The 17,254-nt window shown below is 64.0% G+C and carries 14 protein-coding genes; 9 read left to right on the forward strand and 5 right to left on the reverse strand.

Going from position 1 to position 17,254, the window contains the following annotated elements:
• Nucleotides 1–284 precede the first annotated feature (284 nt).
• The 5 genes from NMD1_RS12320 (at nt 285) to NMD1_RS12340 (ending at nt 4,186) form a co-directional block, all read left to right on the forward strand.
• Nucleotides 285–1,148 (forward strand): exosortase/archaeosortase family protein, encoded by an 864-nt coding sequence (locus NMD1_RS12320; protein WP_158453956.1) that lies wholly within the window; start codon nt 285–287, stop codon nt 1,146–1,148.
• Nucleotides 1,145–1,810, forward strand: a complete 666-nt coding sequence (locus tag NMD1_RS12325) for an exosortase C-terminal domain/associated protein EpsI (RefSeq protein WP_125954973.1) — start codon at nt 1,145–1,147, stop codon at nt 1,808–1,810. Before NMD1_RS12320 ends, NMD1_RS12325 begins: the two co-directional genes overlap by 4 nt.
• Before the next feature lie 139 nt (nt 1,811–1,949).
• Nucleotides 1,950–2,759, forward strand: a complete 810-nt coding sequence (locus tag NMD1_RS12330; protein ID WP_125954974.1) for a hypothetical protein — start codon at nt 1,950–1,952, stop codon at nt 2,757–2,759.
• Nucleotides 2,756–3,589, forward strand: coding sequence for a hypothetical protein (locus tag NMD1_RS12335; protein WP_125954975.1), 834 nt, complete (start codon nt 2,756–2,758; stop codon nt 3,587–3,589). Before NMD1_RS12330 ends, NMD1_RS12335 begins: the two co-directional genes overlap by 4 nt.
• 78 nt (nt 3,590–3,667) lie before the next feature.
• Complete coding sequence (locus NMD1_RS12340; protein ID WP_125954976.1) at nt 3,668–4,186, forward strand: TIGR02281 family clan AA aspartic protease; 519 nt, start codon at nt 3,668–3,670, stop codon at nt 4,184–4,186.
• A 75-nt stretch (nt 4,187–4,261) separates the two neighbouring features.
• Here the strand turns inward: NMD1_RS12340 and NMD1_RS12345 are convergent, their stop codons facing one another.
• Complete coding sequence (locus NMD1_RS12345) at nt 4,262–5,044, reverse strand: PEP-CTERM sorting domain-containing protein (protein WP_125954977.1); 783 nt, start codon at nt 5,042–5,044, stop codon at nt 4,262–4,264.
• A gap of 372 nt (nt 5,045–5,416) precedes the next feature.
• Between NMD1_RS12345 and NMD1_RS12350 the strand changes: the two genes are divergently transcribed.
• From NMD1_RS12350 to NMD1_RS12360, 3 genes are read left to right on the forward strand one after another with little or no spacing between them, the layout of a single operon-like run.
• Nucleotides 5,417–6,700, forward strand: coding sequence for a methyltransferase domain-containing protein (locus NMD1_RS12350; protein ID WP_199558118.1), 1,284 nt, complete (start codon nt 5,417–5,419; stop codon nt 6,698–6,700).
• The gene (locus NMD1_RS12355) at nt 6,687–7,727 is read left to right on the forward strand and encodes a polysaccharide deacetylase family protein (protein ID WP_199558119.1); all 1,041 of its coding nucleotides are present in this window, start codon (nt 6,687–6,689) and stop codon (nt 7,725–7,727) included. The genes NMD1_RS12350 and NMD1_RS12355 overlap by 14 nt, the downstream gene beginning before the upstream one ends.
• Entirely contained in the window at nt 7,727–8,791 is a 1,065-nt protein-coding gene (locus NMD1_RS12360; protein WP_125954978.1) for a glycosyltransferase family A protein, read from the forward strand. The genes NMD1_RS12355 and NMD1_RS12360 overlap by 1 nt, the downstream gene beginning before the upstream one ends.
• A gap of 95 nt (nt 8,792–8,886) precedes the next feature.
• Here the strand turns inward: NMD1_RS12360 and NMD1_RS12365 are convergent, their stop codons facing one another.
• Nucleotides 8,887–11,124 (reverse strand): right-handed parallel beta-helix repeat-containing protein, encoded by a 2,238-nt coding sequence (locus NMD1_RS12365; RefSeq protein ID WP_125954979.1) that lies wholly within the window; start codon nt 11,122–11,124, stop codon nt 8,887–8,889.
• 59 nt (nt 11,125–11,183) lie between these two features.
• A complete protein-coding gene (locus NMD1_RS12370) occupies nt 11,184–12,545 on the reverse strand; it encodes a lipopolysaccharide biosynthesis protein (RefSeq protein ID WP_125954980.1) in 1,362 nt (453 codons plus the stop codon).
• A 648-nt stretch (nt 12,546–13,193) separates the two neighbouring features.
• On the opposite strand from NMD1_RS12370, the gene NMD1_RS12375 reads away from it, so the two are divergent.
• Nucleotides 13,194–14,474 carry an ATP-binding protein gene (locus NMD1_RS12375; RefSeq protein WP_233497583.1) on the forward strand — a complete coding sequence of 427 codons (1,281 nt, stop codon included), beginning with the start codon at nt 13,194–13,196 and terminating at the stop codon, nt 14,472–14,474.
• A gap of 69 nt (nt 14,475–14,543) precedes the next feature.
• Here the strand turns inward: NMD1_RS12375 and NMD1_RS12380 are convergent, their stop codons facing one another.
• Together NMD1_RS12380 and NMD1_RS12385 are read right to left on the reverse strand one after the other, a co-directional pair.
• Complete coding sequence (locus NMD1_RS12380; protein WP_233497585.1) at nt 14,544–15,818, reverse strand: glycosyltransferase family 4 protein; 1,275 nt, start codon at nt 15,816–15,818, stop codon at nt 14,544–14,546.
• Nucleotides 15,819–15,881: 63 nt separating this feature from the next.
• Nucleotides 15,882–17,147 (reverse strand): nucleotide sugar dehydrogenase, encoded by a 1,266-nt coding sequence (locus NMD1_RS12385; RefSeq protein ID WP_125954982.1) that lies wholly within the window; start codon nt 17,145–17,147, stop codon nt 15,882–15,884.
• Nucleotides 17,148–17,254 lie beyond the last annotated feature (107 nt).

The following is a 17,254-nucleotide window of genomic DNA, read 5'->3' on the forward strand; positions in this document are numbered from 1 at the left end:
AGCCGATGCCGGCAAAATGAACATTCCGGCCGAGCCGGCCAAAGCCAAGAAGCGTTTAGACGTCATTTCAAATCCCCCCCTAATCAATAGCGCAGCACGGATTTAATGCAACTGCGAAGAGTTCGGGCGACTGTGCCGAAAAGACCATGTTAACGGGGCTATAAGGTTGAATTCGTGCGATTGCCAAGCGATTGTCGGGGTGGCATGCGGATTGGGTGATGGTAAAGGCAAAAGCTGTAGCCGGAGGTACGGATGCGGCCGACGGGCCGGGCGGTCTGGCGCGGATGCCGGCGGCGCAATGGTTAATCCTGGCGTGCTGCCTCGCCTGGGCCGCGCCCAGCTTGCTGCGCATGGCGGCGCAGCCGGGGGTGGCGGGCCAGGATGGCCAGTATATCGTGATCATTCCAGCCACCGCATGGTTGATCTGGCGCGAGTTTCCGCGTGATCGGGCGTTCGTCGCTGGCAATCCGACGGTGGTTCTTGCCGGGCTCGTGGCGATCGTCGCGGTTCATCTGCTGGCGTGGCTGGTCGGCGTGCTGTTCGTCGAATTGCTGATGGTTTACGCTGCGGCCGTGCTGATGCTCTATCGGCACGGTGGCGTCGCGCTTTGTCGGCGGCTTTGGTTTCCCCTGCTGTTCTTGCTCGCTGCCGTGCCGCTGCCGGGATCAGTCATCGCATCGGCGACACGGTCCCTGAAACTGCTGGTGGCCGAGGCGAGCGTCGCGGTGCTTGGCGACGCCGGCTATGAGGTTGCCCGCACCGGCAGCATCATCTTTGTGGATCAGTACGAGCTGGTGGTGGAAGCCGCGTGTTCCGGCGTGAACTCGATCGTCAGCCTGATCGCCGTGGGGCTGATGTATGCATACCTGCGCGGCCGGACGACACCGGCGCGTATTGCCGTTCTGGTGCTGGCGTCGCTGCCGGTGGCGGTGGCGGCCAATATCGTCCGGGTGGTGATGCTGGGGGCCATGACCAGCCACTGGGGCGTCTATATTCTCGAAACACCGCTTCACACCGCGACCGGCCTTGTCATGTTCGTGATCGCGGTATTCCTGCTGCTGCTGGTGGACGCCGTGTTCGGGATGTTCCACGCGATCGCGGCGGGCGCGGGCCTGGTCCGGCGCGAGAATGCCGGGGCGTCGTCGTGATCGGCCGTCGCGACATGCTGCTCGGCGGCATTTTCCTGGCCGGGCTTGGCGCCGAGGGTGCGTTGGGCCTCGCCAGGCGCCGCCCGGCAGCCAGACCGGCCCCTATCGACGCTCTGCTGCCCCAGCGTGTCGCGGATTGGCAGGCTGCGCCCGAGGCTGCGCCGCTTTTGCCGCAGCGCGATTCCTATGTGGATCAGATATACGACGACTATGTGGCGCGCAGCTATGTCAGGCCCGGGGCGGCGCCCGTCATCGTGCTCATTGCCTATGGCCAGGCTCAAGGCGGCGGGATCGAAGTGCACCGGCCCGAAAGCTGCTATCCGCCCTATGGCTATGCGCTCAGCCCATCGCGCGAGGTTCGCCTCGATCTCCAGGGCCGCGACGTTGCCGCCACGGCTCTGACGGCGACGCTGGAGGGCCGTGCCGACCAGATTCTCTACTGGGTTCGCGTCGGTGAAACGTTTCCTGTCTCGCGGTGGCAGGCCGGTGTGGCGGTGGCGGGCGCGGCGCTGGCCGGGCGCGTGCTCGATGGGATTCTCGTGCGTCTTTCGATGGTTGTCGACGACGCCGCTTCCGGCCAGCGCACGCTGGAGGAGTTCGCATCGCAACTGGTCCGGTCCTCGCCGGCGGCGCTGGCGGGCTTGCTGGTCGGCGCGCGGTGAATTGACGCAGTGCCCCGCTCAATGGACTTCCATGAGAGGTTCGGTTAGCTTATTGATTGTTAACCTAGATATTCTGCTGGCGAAGGGGCTGCGGGCGGTCTGTTGCGGATAGGAACGAGGGGGCGGAATGAAGCGCGGCTTGACTATGCTTCTCGGCGGTATGGCAGCGGCGCTGCCGGCCGGTTGCGCAAAGCCGCCGCCCGAAGGTCAAGTGCTCGCCCAGGTCAACGGTACGGACATAACGCGTCGGGACCTGGCGGTCGAAACGCAGGAAGCGGGCGGGGACGGTATGCCTCCCATGGACCTTCTGGGGAAGGTGGTGGATCGGACCCTTCTGGCCAACGCAGCCAGGGATGACGGGATCGACCGGACGCCGGAATACCTTGCCGCGGTCCGTCGGAATCGCGAACAGTTGTTGGCGGACATGTATGTGCAGCGCATGGGGCGGGCCATCCCCGCACCGGGGCCTGCCGACATTGCGGACTATATCGCGCGGCACCCGCAGGCGTTCGGACGCCGGGCGATGATTGATTTTCGCCGCATCGATGTCGCCAGGACGCCCGCCACCGAAAGCGCGTTGCGCGGCGCGCCTGATTTCGATGCAGCGGTAGGCCAGCTCGCGAGCGTGGGGGCGAAGACAAGCGTCAGCGCCGGCACGCTCGATACCGGCGCAGTGCCCGCCGATGTCGCTACCGCGCTGGAGCAGGCCCGGGGCGGAAGGCTGGCGATCATTCCGTCGGGCTCGTCGCTTGTGGCTTATGCAATCGGCGGATATCGCCCGATACCGCTCTCCGGGGCGGATGCGAGCGCTGCCGCGGCGCGTTCGCTTACGCTTGAGCGTCTTGCCCGGGCGGTCGATGACCGGCTGCGCGAGGCCCGCGAACGTTCGACCATCCGCTTTCAGCCCGGCCTTGCGCCCGCCACGCCTGCAGGAGGTTCTCCGTCATGACCGAACAATCGAAGCCAACGCGCGGTATTCGTGAATGGCATGTGGCCGCCGGGGCCGCGATCCTGCTGGCCGCATGGGTGGCCTTCAGTTTTCAGTCGCTGACCGCCATGTCCGAGGCATGGCAGGTTTCGGCATTCGGCACGCACTTCCCGGCGTTGAGCCTGCTTCTGCTGCTGGCCGGGCCTATTGTGCTGGGGGCGATCGCGTGGCGGCTGAAGTACCGGGATGAACCTGCCCCCACGTCGGCGCGAGAGTTCGCGATCGCGAGGGCACGGCGATCCTACCATGCCTTCGTGGCATTCTCGGGCCTTGCCGGGCTGCTGCTGTTGTTCGTGCTGATATCGTGGGCAATGTCACCCGGCGATGCCGGGCCGCGCCCGCGCGTGGACGCGCACGCCCCCGAACTGGCGCGCGGCGGGGTGACGCTGATCGGCCGCGAGGCGACGGGCAAGGCCGTTATCTACGAAAAGAAGATTCTGTTCGCTTCGCGGCGTTTCCAGTTCGTCCCGGTCGAATCCGGGGATGCCGCTCATCCCGCTGTTCGCTACATCGTCGAGGTGCCGCCGATGTCGGCGCGGGTCGATCGTGCCGAATATGCCGGTATTGCAGTCCATAACGGGCTGCCGGAACAGGTAATCGAGCGGTTTTCCAGCGCTGGCTACACCATAGACCGGCCTTATGCCGTGATATACATGAATGCCGCCAGCCTGAACTGGTCGACCTACGTGCTCGCCGTGCAATTGACGCTGGTCTTCATTGTGCTGTGCATTGCGACGTTATTTCAAAGAGCTATCTATAAAAGGGCGCTCGAAGCGGCTGATCCGGCCTGATCGCGTATTCCTCTCTTATCAGCCCGTTTACCAAAAGGGCCAATCCGGACTTAACGCTGATGCGGGCATGGATGCGCCATGTTCGATTGGCGTCTCTCTGTTGCTTCGCTGGCCCTGGCAGGGCTGGGCGGCGCTTTGGGCCTTGATGCTCCGCCCGCGGCGATGACGCCGATCGCGGTGGCGCGCGCGCCCGAGGCAGAGCCTGCCGCAGTGACGGTGGCTTCGGACAAGCCGTTCATCCATGCATCGCGCAGCAATAACGGGCTGTTCTACGCCAATCTCGATGTCAACGGCACCAGCGTTCGCTTCCTGATCGATACCGGTGCGACGCACATGGTCCTGACGGGGGCGGATGCCCGCGCGATAGGCCTCTCACCGGGCGGTGGTGTTGCGGGATCGCTGATGACCGTGGCAGGCCGGCGCAACGCCCGCTGGGCTCACCTCGGCAGCGCGAACGTGGAAGGCGAGGTCATCGGCGACGTTGACGCCATGGTGATCGCCGACGGCATGCAGACTTCGCTGCTGGGCCAGGATGTCCTGACGCGGCTTGGCAGGCTGACCATTGACGGCGACAGGCTGACGATCAGCCGCCCCTGACGGCTACCGGACGCCACCCTGCTTGTCTAAAGGCGATGCTGCTGCGCGCCCAACAACCCTGATCAGGGCGCGGACTCAGTCCGGCAATTCAATGACCGATTTGCGCGCGCGCTTGTTGCGGCGTCGCGCCACGGCCGTTGCGACAGCAAAGCCAAGACCCATCATGGCCCAGGTCTCCGGCTCGGGCACGCCGCCGGGTGTGGTCGGTGTCGGCGTGGGAGTTGGAACGGGAGTCGTAGGGGTTGGAGTGGGCGTGGGCGTGCCCGTCGGGGTGGGCGTTGGCGTCGGAGTCGGTGTTGGCGACGGCGTGGGAGTTGGGGTGGGCGTCGGCGTTGGTGTTGGCGTCGGGCTCGACGTGGGTGTCGGCGTCGGCGTCGGGCTCGACGTGGGCGAGGGTGATGGCGTCGGTGCGACGTTTACGGCGACGCCGCCCGAACCGGGGGCGCTCGTCGGGAGGAAGGCCGGAACACGGCTGACGCCCGTGCCGCCGGAGCCGGGCGCGGTTCCACCCACCGTCGAAGGCGTCAGGCCCGCCGTTTCGGTCCCGGTGCCGGTCGGCGTCGCCGTGCCGGTTCCCGGCGCGGCGCCAAGGCCCGCAGGAGTCGTGGGCGTAACGAAGCCGGGCGCGCCGGCCGGAGCCACGGGCGTGCCCTGGCGGGAGCCGGCTTGCCCGCCCAGCGCGCGCCCAAGGCGGGGCAGGGTCGAATTGAAGAATCCCCCGCGGCCCAGCGCCTGCGCGGCGAATGCGGCGGCGTTGCCCGAAGGCGGGGTGGCGGCGTTGGCGGCGAACGCCGCGGCCTGGGGCGGACCATCGGCCGTCACGAAGCGGCTGTTTTCCCGCACCAGCAGCGAAATCACTGCGATGGCGGCCAGAGCCGACGCCGACGTTAACCATCTGCGCCGGCGCTGCGCGCGAAGAGTCGAGGACGAATCAATAGCCATGTAAATGTTTTACGCCAAATTTTTGGGCTTCGCAAATGCGGTAAATCACAGCGTGTCGGTCGAACGGCATAAAAAATCACTAACCAAAGGATAGAAGTGTCCGCTTTTGGGAATGAGTTTCAGTCAAGTCATCGCGATTAGGCCGATTGCGCATTGCAAAATCGCCGCGGATACCGTTTGTGCTTGCGCAGCATGTTTGCGGCGTTGCATGATCCGTCGTGCCGGGTTTATCGCGGGTTCAAGCGCGCGCATTGAGTGGCGGTAAGCGCATTAACTTCGGGGGTTTACATGATCAGGGCGGTGCGGATTGCGGCTACTTCGGTAATGCGCAACCTGATGGGCGAAGAGACCTATGGCCGCGTGCTGCGCCGTGTCAAAGGGCCCGAGATTCCCCCCGTGGGAAGCGTCCGTTTCGGCGATTTCCGGCGGCTTGAGCCGATGAGCCGCGAATATGGCTTCGATCGGGGCGTGCCGATCGACCGCTATTACATCGAGAAGTTCCTGTCGTCGCAATCCCACCTGATTACCGGCCGGGTGCTGGAAATCGGCGAGCGGCTCTATACCGAGAAATTCGGCCAGAACGTGGCCCAGTCCGATATGCTGCACGTCGATAACGTCGATGGCGCGACCTATGTCGATGATCTGACCGAAGGCGCCAGCGTGCCCAGCGGGATCTACGACTGCCTGATCATCACGCAGACGCTTCACCTGATCTTCGACATGCGCGCGGCGGTGCAGACGATGTACCGCGTGCTCAAGCCGGGCGGCGTGCTGCTGTGCACCGTGCCTGGCATCACGCAGGTCGCGGATTCGGACTGGAACGAGACGTGGTACTGGGCGCTGACCCGCAATGCCGCGGTGAAGCTGTTTGGGCTTTCGTTCGCGCCGGGCAATGTCGATGTCACCGCCTATGGCAACGTCCTGTCGGCGGTCAGCTTCCTCCAGGGCCTGTCCGCGACCGAACTGCGCGAATACGAACTCGACGAGAAAGACTCCGAATACCCCGTCACCGTGGCGATCGCCGCGCGCAAGGGTGACGAAACGCAGCATGAGGCGATGGCCGATCGCTGGACCTACGCTCCCGGCGAACAGTTCGCCTATGACGAGGATACCAGCTACAAGCTGGGCATGGCGTTCCTGGACGGCGCAGGTGATGTAGTTGAGGACTGGGGCTGCGGCCCCGGCTATGCGAAGCGCTTCGTCACCAAGAGTCGCTATGTCGGCATCGACGGCAGCGCGGCCGAGCCGGACATGGTCAAGTCCGACCTTCAGGATTACCGGTCCGAAGCAGACTGCGTCTTCATCCGGCACGTGCTGGAGCATAACTGGGGCTGGCGCGCGATCCTGGCGAACGCGGTCGCGTCCTTCCGTAAGCGCCTGGTGCTGATCGTGTTCACGCCGCTGGGCGGCGGCGAGCAGCGGCTGGACAACAACGGTGAAGGCGCGATCCCCGATCTGCAGCTCGATCGCGATGAAATCCTCGGTTTCTTCGCGGGTTGCACGGTGCGCGAGGAAACGATCAAGTCGGCCACGGAATATGGCACCGAGACCATTTTCTATGTCGAGCGGTAACGGCTTGCTGCGCCGGCTGACGCGCCCCTTGCGGGTGCGGTGGAGGCGCGCGCAGCGGCGTGGCGGCATTCTGATGTATCACCGGATCGCGGAGGAGCCCTGCGATCCCTGGGGCCTGTGCGTGACTCCGGCGCATTTCGAGGAGCAGATGGCGTTTCTGGCGGAACGCAGCGCGGCGGTCGATCTGGCGTCCTTCGCGACCGACGACGCCTATACCCCGGCGGGCGGGCGCATCGCCGTGACGTTCGACGATGGCTATGTCGACAATCTGGAACAGGCTTTGCCCATTCTGGAGCGGCACGGCATTCCGGCGACCATTTTCCTCGTGGGCCGTGCCCCAGGGCGGCAGCGCGAATTCTGGTGGGACGCGCTGCAGCGCGCGATCATGGAGAGCGGGCATTTGCCGGCGACGCTGGATTTTCCGTTCGGCGATGGGCCGCGCAGCTTCACCTTTTCGGAAACCGAGGAGGAGCGACTGGCCAACGCGACCTGGAGCGCGGACAACGATGATCCTGCCACGCCGCGCCAATTTCTCTTCCTTGCCTTGTGGAGCGCGATCGTCGTGCTGACCCCGGATGAGCAGGACGCGGCGGTCGATTACCTGCTGGCGTGGGCCGGGATGCCGGTGGCGGCACCAGCCGGGCGGCTGCCGGCCAGCGCCGATGCCTTTGCCCGCCTCGCGGGGCATCCGCTGGTTTCGATCGGCAGCCACACGCTCGATCACGCATCGTTGACCGATCTTTCCCGGCCCCGGCAGCATGCGCAGATCGTGGAGGGCCACCGCGCGGTAGAGGCTTTGATGGGACAGCGGATCGACCGGTTTTCCTATCCGTTCGGAAGGATCGACGATGGCGCCCGCGCGGAAATCGCCGCGCTTGGTGTCGATGTGGCCTGCACCAGCGTGGGGATGGCCGCGACGATCGGCGACAACCGCCGCGAATTGCCGCGCCTGCAAGTGACCGATCGCGGCGGCGCCGACTTCGCGCGTTGGCTGCGCGAGGATCACGGACTGCTGGCGGCAGCGTGATGACGGACGTGATCGCACATCCGGGCGCGGTTCCCGGCAGCGAGGATTTGCCGCTGGTCACGGCGGTGATGATCTTCCTCAACGGCGAGAAATACATCGCAGAGGCGATCGACAGCATTCTGGCGCAAACCTACCCGAACTGGGAGCTTGTGCTGGTGGACGATGGTTCCACCGACGGGGCCACCGCCATCGCTCGGGATTATGCCGCGCGCCATCCCGATCGCATCCGCTATATCGATCATCCCGGCCATGAAAACCGAGGCATGAGCGCGTCGCGCAATTCCGGCGTGGCGGAGGGAAGGGGCGTCTACGTCTCGTTCCTGGATGCCGACGACATCTGGCTGCCCGAAAGGCTCGAGCACTTCGTGGAAGTGGCGGGCGATTATCCCGAAGCGGGCATGGTCTATGGCCCCACGCTTTACTGGTTCTCCTGGGCGGAAGCGCGGGGCGAAAAGCCGCCGGTTGAAGGGCAGGACGATTTCCTGGGGCATCTGGACCTGCCCACCGATGAACTGATCGAGGCACCGGCCGCACTGCGCCGTTTCATCGTTACCGAAGGTGCCTGCCTTCCGGGCATCTGCAGCCTGCTGGTCCGGCGCGATGCCTATCTCAGGATCGGCGGATTCGAACCTTCGTTCCGCGGGCTTTACGAAGACCAGGTGTTCCTTTCCAAGATGACCGCCACGCATCCCGTGGTGGTGATCGAGGAGGTGCTGGACTATTACCGCCAGCATTCGGAAAGCTGCTGCTATCGCAGCCTGGCGCGCGGCGAATACGATCTGGAAGGGTTGCACCCGGCCAGGGGGCGCTATCTCAAGTGGCTGCGCGACTATCTCAAGACGATCGGTGTTGCGGACCCCGTCCTGTCCCGGGCGCTGCGCCGTCAGCTTCGTCTTCACGAGATCCCCGGGCTGGCGGTGGGCGTGAAGGTGTGGCGCCAGACGCGCCGCTGGGTACGCAGGACGCTGCGCAAATACACGCCGCGCTTCCTGAAGGTGCTGCGCTATCGGCTGTATCTGAAATACGACAGCTGGCGCTATCCGCCGCCGCCCGGGCAGGCTTGATCCGCGATAGGCTGGCCGGCCGGCTGACAATGAAAAGGCCCGGCTCCGTTCCGCCCTTCGGGCGGCGCGGGGCCGGGCCAGTTTCCAGCGGGTGGTTAGATCCAGAGATCCTGGGCCGCGAGCGTGCTGACGCCGCAGACCATGACTGAAAAGTCTGCGATCTTGTCGCCGTTCAGGTCCCCATGGATCATCACGCCGCCATCGACGATTTCGTAGTTCAATTGCCCGGCGTGGCCGGAAAAGGCGCTGGTGCCGATGAACGCGAACTTGTCCTTGGTCGGCGACAGCGTGTCGGCGTCCATCAGCGCGAAGCTGATGTGATCGCCATCCGCGCGGCTGAAATCGGCAATGGTCTTCAGGTCCTTGGCGTTGAGATCACCGTCGCGGAACTGGAACACGTCGGCACCGGCGCCGCCGCAGAGATAGTCCACCCCGCTGCCGCCTTCCAGGACGTCATTGCCGTCCCCGCCGTACAGCTTGTCGTTGCCCGCGCCGCCGCGAAGGATATCGTTGCCCGCGCCGCCGTCGAGAAGATCGTTGCCATCCTCACCGCGCAGGTCGTCGTTGCCGTCGCCGCCATACAGCGTATCATTGCCGGCGCCGGCGCTGATCAGATCGTTGCCGCCAAGGCCATGGAACGTCTCGTCGCCCGAGGTGCCTACCAGTCGGTTGTCCAAGTCGTTGCCGGTTGCGGTGGTGCCCGGCGTGCGCAGCCACAACTCCTCGACGTTGTCGGGCAGGGTGTAGCTGACATCGGCATAGACCCGATCGGTGCCATGCCCGGCCAGTTCGATGATCGAGGTCTGCGCGTGGAAGACGTAGTAGGTGTCGTTGCCGTCGCCACCCGCCAGTTCCAGCGGCCCGGTGTGGGTGGATTTCAGCGTGTCCGCCCCATCGGTACCGTCGATGTGCAGCAGCTTCGTCTCCGGGGCGGGAGCGGCAACCGCCAGCGCCGTTTCCGGCGTCGCTGAAACCGGCGCGACCACATCGGTGCTCGACGACACCTTGAGCGCGGTCGTCGCCGCGTCCATCAACGTGGTCGTCAGGTGGAGCCTGCTTGACCAGTCGTCGTAGATCGTGCCGAGCGGAATCTTCTCGTTGGCCGAGGTCGAAAGATGCGTGACGCTTTCGTAGGTGAAGGCGGCTGCCGTGTTGCCCGTGACCTTGGCATCATCGACAAGGTGGAGGCGGATCCACGACATCTGGTCGGTATAGCCGTTGACCATGTTGTCGGAAATGGCCACGTCCTTGCCACTCCACACGGCGATGCCGTTGTACATCCCGCCGGTGATCACGTTGTTGGTGATCGTGACGTGCGTGAACGGCTGGCTTTCGCTGTTGTCGCGCATCCAGATACCCTGGATCTGCGAACCGTTGCCGCGCAGGACCACGTTGCTGTCGATCGTGATGTTGGTCGGCGCCCAGGTGGTGTTGTCGGTCCAGATTTGGATCGCGTCGGCGTGATCACCGGTACCGCCGATCTGGCCCTGGGGGTGGAAATCCGTGAACAGATTGCGCGCGATGACCAGGTCGGTCACCATGTTGCCGTGGATGCCGTCGCACCGGATATCGTGGAAGAAGTTGTCAGTGATCTTCAGGTCGGTGTTGGTGAACATCGTCAGCGCGTTGTAAGCGCTCTTGAATTCGGAATTGGTCAGCGTGACGTGCTGTGAATCGCGGATCAGGAACGCCTGATGCTCGAAGCCGGCGCCCGTCACCGTCAGCTTGTCCAGATTGATGTTCGCGCTGGACACAACCTGGAAGTTGTAATCCTTCGCGCCGGCATTCGCCGTAAGCGCCAGGTTGCTCAGCGAAATGCCGCTGCTGTTGTTGATGGTCAGGTTGGAAATGACGGCCTGATGCGCCGGGTCGGCCGACGTGATCGTGACATTGCCGGCGACCTTGATGTTCTGGATGGAGATGGAATCATATGTGCCAGCTGTGAGCTTGATCACATCCCCGTTCTTGGCTTTTGCTAGGTACTTCAGCAAATCAGCAGATGAAGAAGCTGTATAAGTGCGCATGTCGCGGTTCCCGTCCAAAGAACCGTCGGGGCCTTGCGCGTTGTTTGCGCATTGTTCCCCTCGGGTATTGGCCGGGCATAGGGTTTGCGGGATTAAATCCTTGTGGAGGCGTTCGGTTAAACCGCCCGACATATTCGTTACTTGGCGATGCACCCAGCGGAGCGGCTGGGGCAGGTCGTCCGCGCTGACGCTGGCTACCGCAATTCCAAGAAAAACCAATGAAATCAGCAGGGCGGCTCCGACGCGCGCCGTTGCGACTGTCCATTGGCGACGCCGAACGTTGCTGTCGGGTGAGGAATTGTTGCCCATGATGGTTACCTCGTAGATCGCAGCGGGCCTGAATTTTTGCGGCGGCCTGCCGTTTTTTATCAATCCGGCGTGGCGATCCCGTCCAGCGACGGATCGCCTTCGTCCTCGTCATCATCGTCGAGGTCAAGCCGCAGTTCCACCGGCGGGCCGAAATAGTGGCCGGTTATCACGTTGATCTTTTCAAGCCTGTGGACCGCGAGCAGGTTGGCCAGATTGCCGATCGCGGGCACCAGCGCGGTCGCGATGGCCAGCCCGAACAGCCCGAACATGTTCGCCGCGATCGGGGCGAAGATCAGCAGGGCGCCGGTTACGGAAGCTGAGATCAGCAGGTTCAGCCGCTCGTGACCGGTCATGGCCAGGACGAGGCCCGCCGGTCCCGTGGCGACGTAGATCGCCTGGCCGATCACGGTGACCATCAGCAACGGCGCCGCCGTTTCGAATTCCGGCCCGATGAAGCCCAGCAGCAGCCGCCCGAACAGCAGTAGGCCGATGACGACCGGCGTTACCAGCAAAAGCGCCAGCCGCGTCGCCGCCCGGCCCAGCTTGGCCACGCGATAGACATCGCCCATGGCCACCGCTCCGCTGATGCGCGCGGTGAACACGTTGTAGGCGCCCATCGCGCTGAACGACAGCGCGCCGCCGATCTGGAATGCCACGCGGAACAGGCCGGCTTCATAGACGCCCAGCGTGGTTGCGGCGGTGGCAAGGCTGTACCAGTCGGCGATGTTCAGCGCGATCGCGGTTGCCCACAGCGGCAGCGACGTCTGGAGGAGGGCGCCAAACGGCACGTCGAGCGCCCGTTCGCTCTTTTCGACCAGTTGCCAGGACTTCCAGATCCCGAACGCGGCGGCCGAAAGGCCCACGGCGGCGGTGGCAATCAGCACGCCTTCGAGGCTGGATACCACGTGCAGCACCAGCATCAGCGCGACCATGCCGGGAATCACCAGCACTTCGATCGATTGCGCCACCATGTGCTGATCCTGGGACCGCAGCACGGCGGCGGTCAGCCGCGTGGTCGTTCGCGCAAGCAGCAGCATCGCCAGAATGACGGTGCCGTAGGCGGGCAACTGGCCCTTGAGCATCAGGCTGGTGATGTGCGGGCCGCCCAGCGTGACAAGCAGGACGAGAATCAAGCCGGCGCTCAGCGAATAGCCGAGCGCGCGCAGCAGCGAAGCCGGGGCAAGCGGGACATGGTAGGCCGCTGCCGCAGCAAAGCGCCGCACCACCGCCATGTCCATTCCACCCACGGCTACGATCGAAAGGAACATCGCGGTTTGCGCGATCAGCGCATACTGGCCGTTGGCCGTTGGACCGAATTGATGCCCGATGAAGAACGTTATCAGAAAGCCGGCCACCACCGATGCGCCCCGGATGCCGATGGAAGCGATCGATTGAAAGTGGATTTTCAGATAGTTAAGCATGGCTGCCATTCATCGGGCACGAGAATCGTTCATACATGCGGCCCGACCGGTCCACAACGCAACGTTGTACGCACATGCAAAAAAGGTGTTCTGGCAACAATCGCATATCGCTTCGCAAGCACGGACCAACCCGTTTCCCTTACGGCGGCGCGCGGCGCAATGCGAGTCGTTCGTGCACGCGCTTTGCCGCAATGGGACACCGCCGCGGCGCATTCGTGCCGAAGCCGCCGGCGTCGTGTGATCCGGCGCGCAGTGTCGAAATCCGGCGAAAATTCGCGGAATGCTGCGATTGCGTCGCCGCAGGACTGGTGGTGAACGAAACGTGGGGTCGGTCAGGGTCGAGACGCGGATGCCGGAACATTCCCAGAAGAACACAACAACCGATGGCTAATGCTTTGACGCGCGTGAAAAGTTTTCAACGGCCTTCAAATATGCCATTCCCTGTTTGCATACGCGGGCGATAGCGAAATCAAAATCTATCGCGGGTGCGAGATACATTGCTTGGCAATTGCAGCATGGCTATGGCGGTTGCGGGCATCGAATGTTTCAGTGCAAAGCAGCCTTGATCTTGTGGCGGCGACAGGAGGCCTTGTGGGTTGGTTCAGCAAGTTGTTCCGGGGCGCGCGCCAGGATGAAGAAGCGGTGTCGATGCGCGCGATCATCCCGGCGGAAAGGGCCGAATCCTCTTTCGACAGTGCGAACGACCTGCCGAAGTTCCAGAATCTGGGCAGCGAGATCGGATCGCTGGTCGGGCGTTCCCTGCGCGAGCGCGATCGTGTCCGCGAAGCGTTTTCGCCGTCCATTCCCATTCAGGACACGCGGTTGTTGGCGGGACGCTCCAAGGCGCTTTCATCGCTGATCCGTTCGATCCAGGACATGAAGCTGCACGTCGTGATCTACGGCGAGCGCGGCATCGGCAAGACATCGTTGCTGCACGTGCTGAAGGGGTTGGCGAAAGAGGCGCGCTATCACGTGGCGTACCATTCGTGCAGCGACGGCGAGCTGTTCTCGGATGTCTTCCGCGCGGTCGCTTCGGAAGTGCCGCTGCTGTATCATGATCGCTTCGGCCCTTCCGCCGAAGAAAGCGAACGCGGCGGTAGCCTGGCGGATCAGCTGCCGGAGGGCAATTTCGGCGTCAGCCAGTTCAGCGAGGCGTTGTCGCACCTATCGAACACGCGCCTGCTTATCATGCTGGACGAGTTCGATCGCAGTTCGCCGGGGCTTTTTCGCCGCAATGTCGCCGAACTGATCAAGAACCTGTCGGATCGTTCCGTGCGGGTGCAACTGGTGATCGCGGGCGTGGCCGGCAACCTCAGCGAACTGATCGAGCACATCCCGTCGATCCGCCGCAACGTGTTCAGCTATCGCGTGCCGGAGATGACCGAGGACGAGATCGGCCAGATGATCACCATCGGCGAACGGGTCAGCGGCTTGCAGTTCGATGAGGATGCGACCGCGCGGATCGCCACGCTGGCCAACGGATCGCCTTACCTTGCCAGCCTCATCAGCCAGTCCGCCGGCTTCGATGCCCATGATCGCGATGAAGATCGCGTCACGCTGGACAATGTCGTGCGTGCGGCGAAGCTGGCGGCCGACGAACTGCGGCTGCGGCTGGCCGAACCTTCGGTGGAAGCGATCGACCGGATGACCGCCGATGGCCTTGAACGCACCGTCCTGCCGCTGGTGAACCATGCCATGCATTCGATGGGCCGTCTGGATACCGACAAGCTCGAGATGTTCTTCGCCACGCCGTCGTTCCCCGATCTGGCCCGCGACCTGACCGAACGGTACGGCCTGCTGCAGACCGCCTTTGACGAACGCGAAGGCCGTTACCGGTTCCGGGAAGACGGGATCGCGCCCTATCTCTGGATACGCTCGACCAGCCAGAACATCGAACTTGCCAAAATGATCACCCGGGCCACCCGCTGACGCGGGGTTCGGCCCCGGCTTGGCGCTGGATGGTGGGCCGGGCTTTCAATCCGCGCAAGGCATCCGCGTTCAGGAAAGGGCGCGGGTATAGGCGGCGAGCAGCGGTTCGATCTGGTGCTCCCAGCTCAGTTCGCGTTCCACCCGCTGGCGCCCGAAATCGCCCATCCGGGCCCGTGCTTCGGGATCGTCCAGCAGGGAAACGATCTTCTCGGCCATGTCGACCGAATCGTTGGCGCGGGCATAGAGCGATGCTTCCTGCGCCGAGAAGCGCCCCTCGGTAACGTCGAACTGCACCATCGGCTTGCCCATGGCCATGTATTCCATGATCTTGTTCATGGTGGACTTGTCGTTCATGGCGTTCACGCGATCGGGGTTCACGCCGATGTCGGCGGTGGAGAGCACTTCGAAAAGCTCCTGATCGGGCGCGCGCCCGGTGAACGTCACGAAATCCCCAAGGCCACGCCGTTCGACGATCTGCTTCAGCGATGCCAGGCTGGGGCCGCCGCCGACGAGGCAGAACTGGATGTCCTGCCGCCCCAGCCGGTGCACGATGTGATCCACCGCGTCGATCAGCAGATCGATGCCTTCCTGTTCGCCCATCACGCCCACATAGCCGACGAGGAAGCGGCGCCCGTTGCGCCAGCGCGGGGCCTCGGGCACGCGGCGCAACCGGCGAAGATCGGGCCCGGAGCGGACGACGAACACGTCCTCCGGCTTCATGCGCCCCCGTGTGAGGGCGATCGCGCGATAGCTGTTGTTGGTCGCGATGGAAACCTTGGCGGTCATGAACGTCACGCGCTCGAACAGCACCATCAGGCGATGGAAGAAACCGCGCTTGTTGAACTTGGCTTCGTAGAGTTCGGGATTGATATCGTGATGATCGAATATGTAGCGCACGCCTAGCAGGCGGAACTGCCACGCGATCAGGAAGATCAGGTCCGGCGGATTGCAGCCCTGGATGACGTCGAAGCCGCGCGTGAAGAAGATCTTCCACGCCAGCACCGTTTCCCAGAACAGGGCTGCACCATATTCGACAAGGAAGCCCAGCGCGCCCTTCGCGTCGAGCGGCAGGGGATGGCGGTGGATGTGCACGCCATCGATCAGTTCGTAGCGCTTTTCATAGCCCTTGCCGGTCGGGCAGATCACCGAGACGGTGGCGCCGGCGGCGGTCAATGTCCGCGCTTCCTGCCACACCCGCCGGTCGAACGGCAGTGGCAGGTTCTCCACCACGATCAGCACCTTGCGCCCCGCAAGCGGCGCGCCTTCGACGGCGAAGGTATCGCCCGAACTTACCGGATCGTCGGTGGCTGGCATCGCGGCTTCGGTCATCGGGACTTCGGTCATCACGGTCCTCTCGCTTGCCCCTGACGGGCGATCACGCGATGCGTGGTCGGGCGGCGTGGCGGGTCAGGCGATCTTGCTGATGTCGATGACGGGCGTGCCGTTCAGCGACAGTTCGCGCACGATGCGATTGGTCGCCACGACCAGGTCGTAGCGGGTGCTTTCGGCGGTCTGCTTGTCCACCAGCAGCGAATCGATCATCGGCAGATAGGCGTAGGCATAGCCGAGGTTCTGGCCGACCAGGCTTTCCGGGGTCAGGCCCGGGTCGTACACGTGCAGCGTGTGCCCGGCCTCCAGCAGCTTGCGCGCCATGTCGACCGCGGGGCTTTCGCGCAGGTCGTCGGTATCGGCCTTGAAGGCAAGGCCGGCCAGCAGCACTTTCGAGCCCGGCTTGAGATCGCGGTTCACCATGCTGAACTGGTGGTGCTTGTGCGCCTCGTTCGATCGCATCAGCGAATCGATGAGGTGGGTGTTCGCGCCCACGTCGGCACCGATGTGCTGCAGCGCGCGCACGTCCTTGGGCAGGCACGATCCGCCGAACGCGCCGCCCGGGCGTGTGTAGTAGGGCGAGATATTCAGCTTGGTGTCGGAAACGAAAATGCTGTGCACCTGCGCTGCGGATATATCGAGCAGCTCGCAGACGCGGCCGACTTCGTTGGCGAAGGCGACTTTCACCGCGTGCCAGCTGTTATCGACAAACTTGGTGATTTCGGCTTCGCGCACCCCCACATGGAACACCGGCGCTTCGATGCCGGCATGCAGCGCCTCCATGTTTGCGGACGGCTGACCGTCGATCGTCCCGATCACGATCTTGGGCGGGTGGAAGTAATCCTCGATCGCGGTCGCTTCGCGCAGGAATTCCGGGTTGTAAACCAGTTCGATGACTTTCGCGTAGTCATCGCCCAGAGCGGCGCGGAAGATCTGCGCGATGATCTGGTCGATCGTTCCGGGGCGCATGGTGGACCGGTAGGCCACCGTCAGCCGCCGTGTGCGGCCAGGCTTGATCGCCGCCGCGATCTGCCGCGTCACCTGCACGATGTAGCTCATGTTGTGAGCGCCATCGGTGCCGCTGGGCGTGCCGACGCAGACGATGGCGATGTCGGCATCGTCGATCTCGTTGCCGATTTCGGTTACGGCGGAAAGGCGGCCCTCGGCATGGGCGCTGGCCAGCAATTCGTCGATGCCCGGCTCTCGGATGGGCGAGCGCCCCGCCGCGATCATGTCGACCTTCTTGGTGTTGACGTCGATGCCGACGACCTGGTGGCCTTGCGAGGCGATGCACGCCACCGCCGTGCAGCCAACATAGCCCAGGCCTAATACCGCGATCTTCATGGTCGACGTTGCCCCTTTTTGTGCAGCGCGTAAGCTCTAAATGCCGCGTCTATTGCAATGCAGCGATTTCACTAGGGCGATTATCCGATTCGTGTATGGGGTGCAAC

The organism is Novosphingobium sp. MD-1 (assembly GCF_001014975.1).
In the GTDB taxonomy this organism is placed as follows: domain Bacteria; phylum Pseudomonadota; class Alphaproteobacteria; order Sphingomonadales; family Sphingomonadaceae; genus Novosphingobium.

What these genes read in the sequence shown, in the direction of transcription:
- NMD1_RS12320 (WP_158453956.1), top strand. Translation starts at nt 285, where the DNA reads ATGCCGGCGGCGCAATGGTTAATCCTGGCGTGCTGCCTCGCCTGGGCC.
- NMD1_RS12335 (WP_125954975.1), top strand. Translation starts at nt 2,756, where the DNA reads ATGACCGAACAATCGAAGCCAACGCGCGGTATTCGTGAATGGCATGTG.
- NMD1_RS12340 (WP_125954976.1), top strand. Translation starts at nt 3,668, where the DNA reads ATGTTCGATTGGCGTCTCTCTGTTGCTTCGCTGGCCCTGGCAGGGCTG.
- NMD1_RS12350 (WP_199558118.1), top strand. Translation starts at nt 5,417, where the DNA reads ATGATCAGGGCGGTGCGGATTGCGGCTACTTCGGTAATGCGCAACCTG.
- NMD1_RS12355 (WP_199558119.1), top strand. Translation starts at nt 6,687, where the DNA reads ATGTCGAGCGGTAACGGCTTGCTGCGCCGGCTGACGCGCCCCTTGCGG.
- NMD1_RS12360 (WP_125954978.1), top strand. Translation starts at nt 7,727, where the DNA reads ATGACGGACGTGATCGCACATCCGGGCGCGGTTCCCGGCAGCGAGGAT.
- NMD1_RS12365 (WP_125954979.1), bottom strand. Translation starts at nt 11,124, where the DNA reads ATGGGCAACAATTCCTCACCCGACAGCAACGTTCGGCGTCGCCAATGG.
- NMD1_RS12370 (WP_125954980.1), bottom strand. Translation starts at nt 12,545, where the DNA reads ATGCTTAACTATCTGAAAATCCACTTTCAATCGATCGCTTCCATCGGC.
- NMD1_RS12375 (WP_233497583.1), top strand. Translation starts at nt 13,194, where the DNA reads ATGCGCGCGATCATCCCGGCGGAAAGGGCCGAATCCTCTTTCGACAGT.
- NMD1_RS12380 (WP_233497585.1), bottom strand. Translation starts at nt 15,818, where the DNA reads ATGACCGAAGTCCCGATGACCGAAGCCGCGATGCCAGCCACCGACGAT.
- NMD1_RS12385 (WP_125954982.1), bottom strand. Translation starts at nt 17,147, where the DNA reads ATGAAGATCGCGGTATTAGGCCTGGGCTATGTTGGCTGCACGGCGGTG.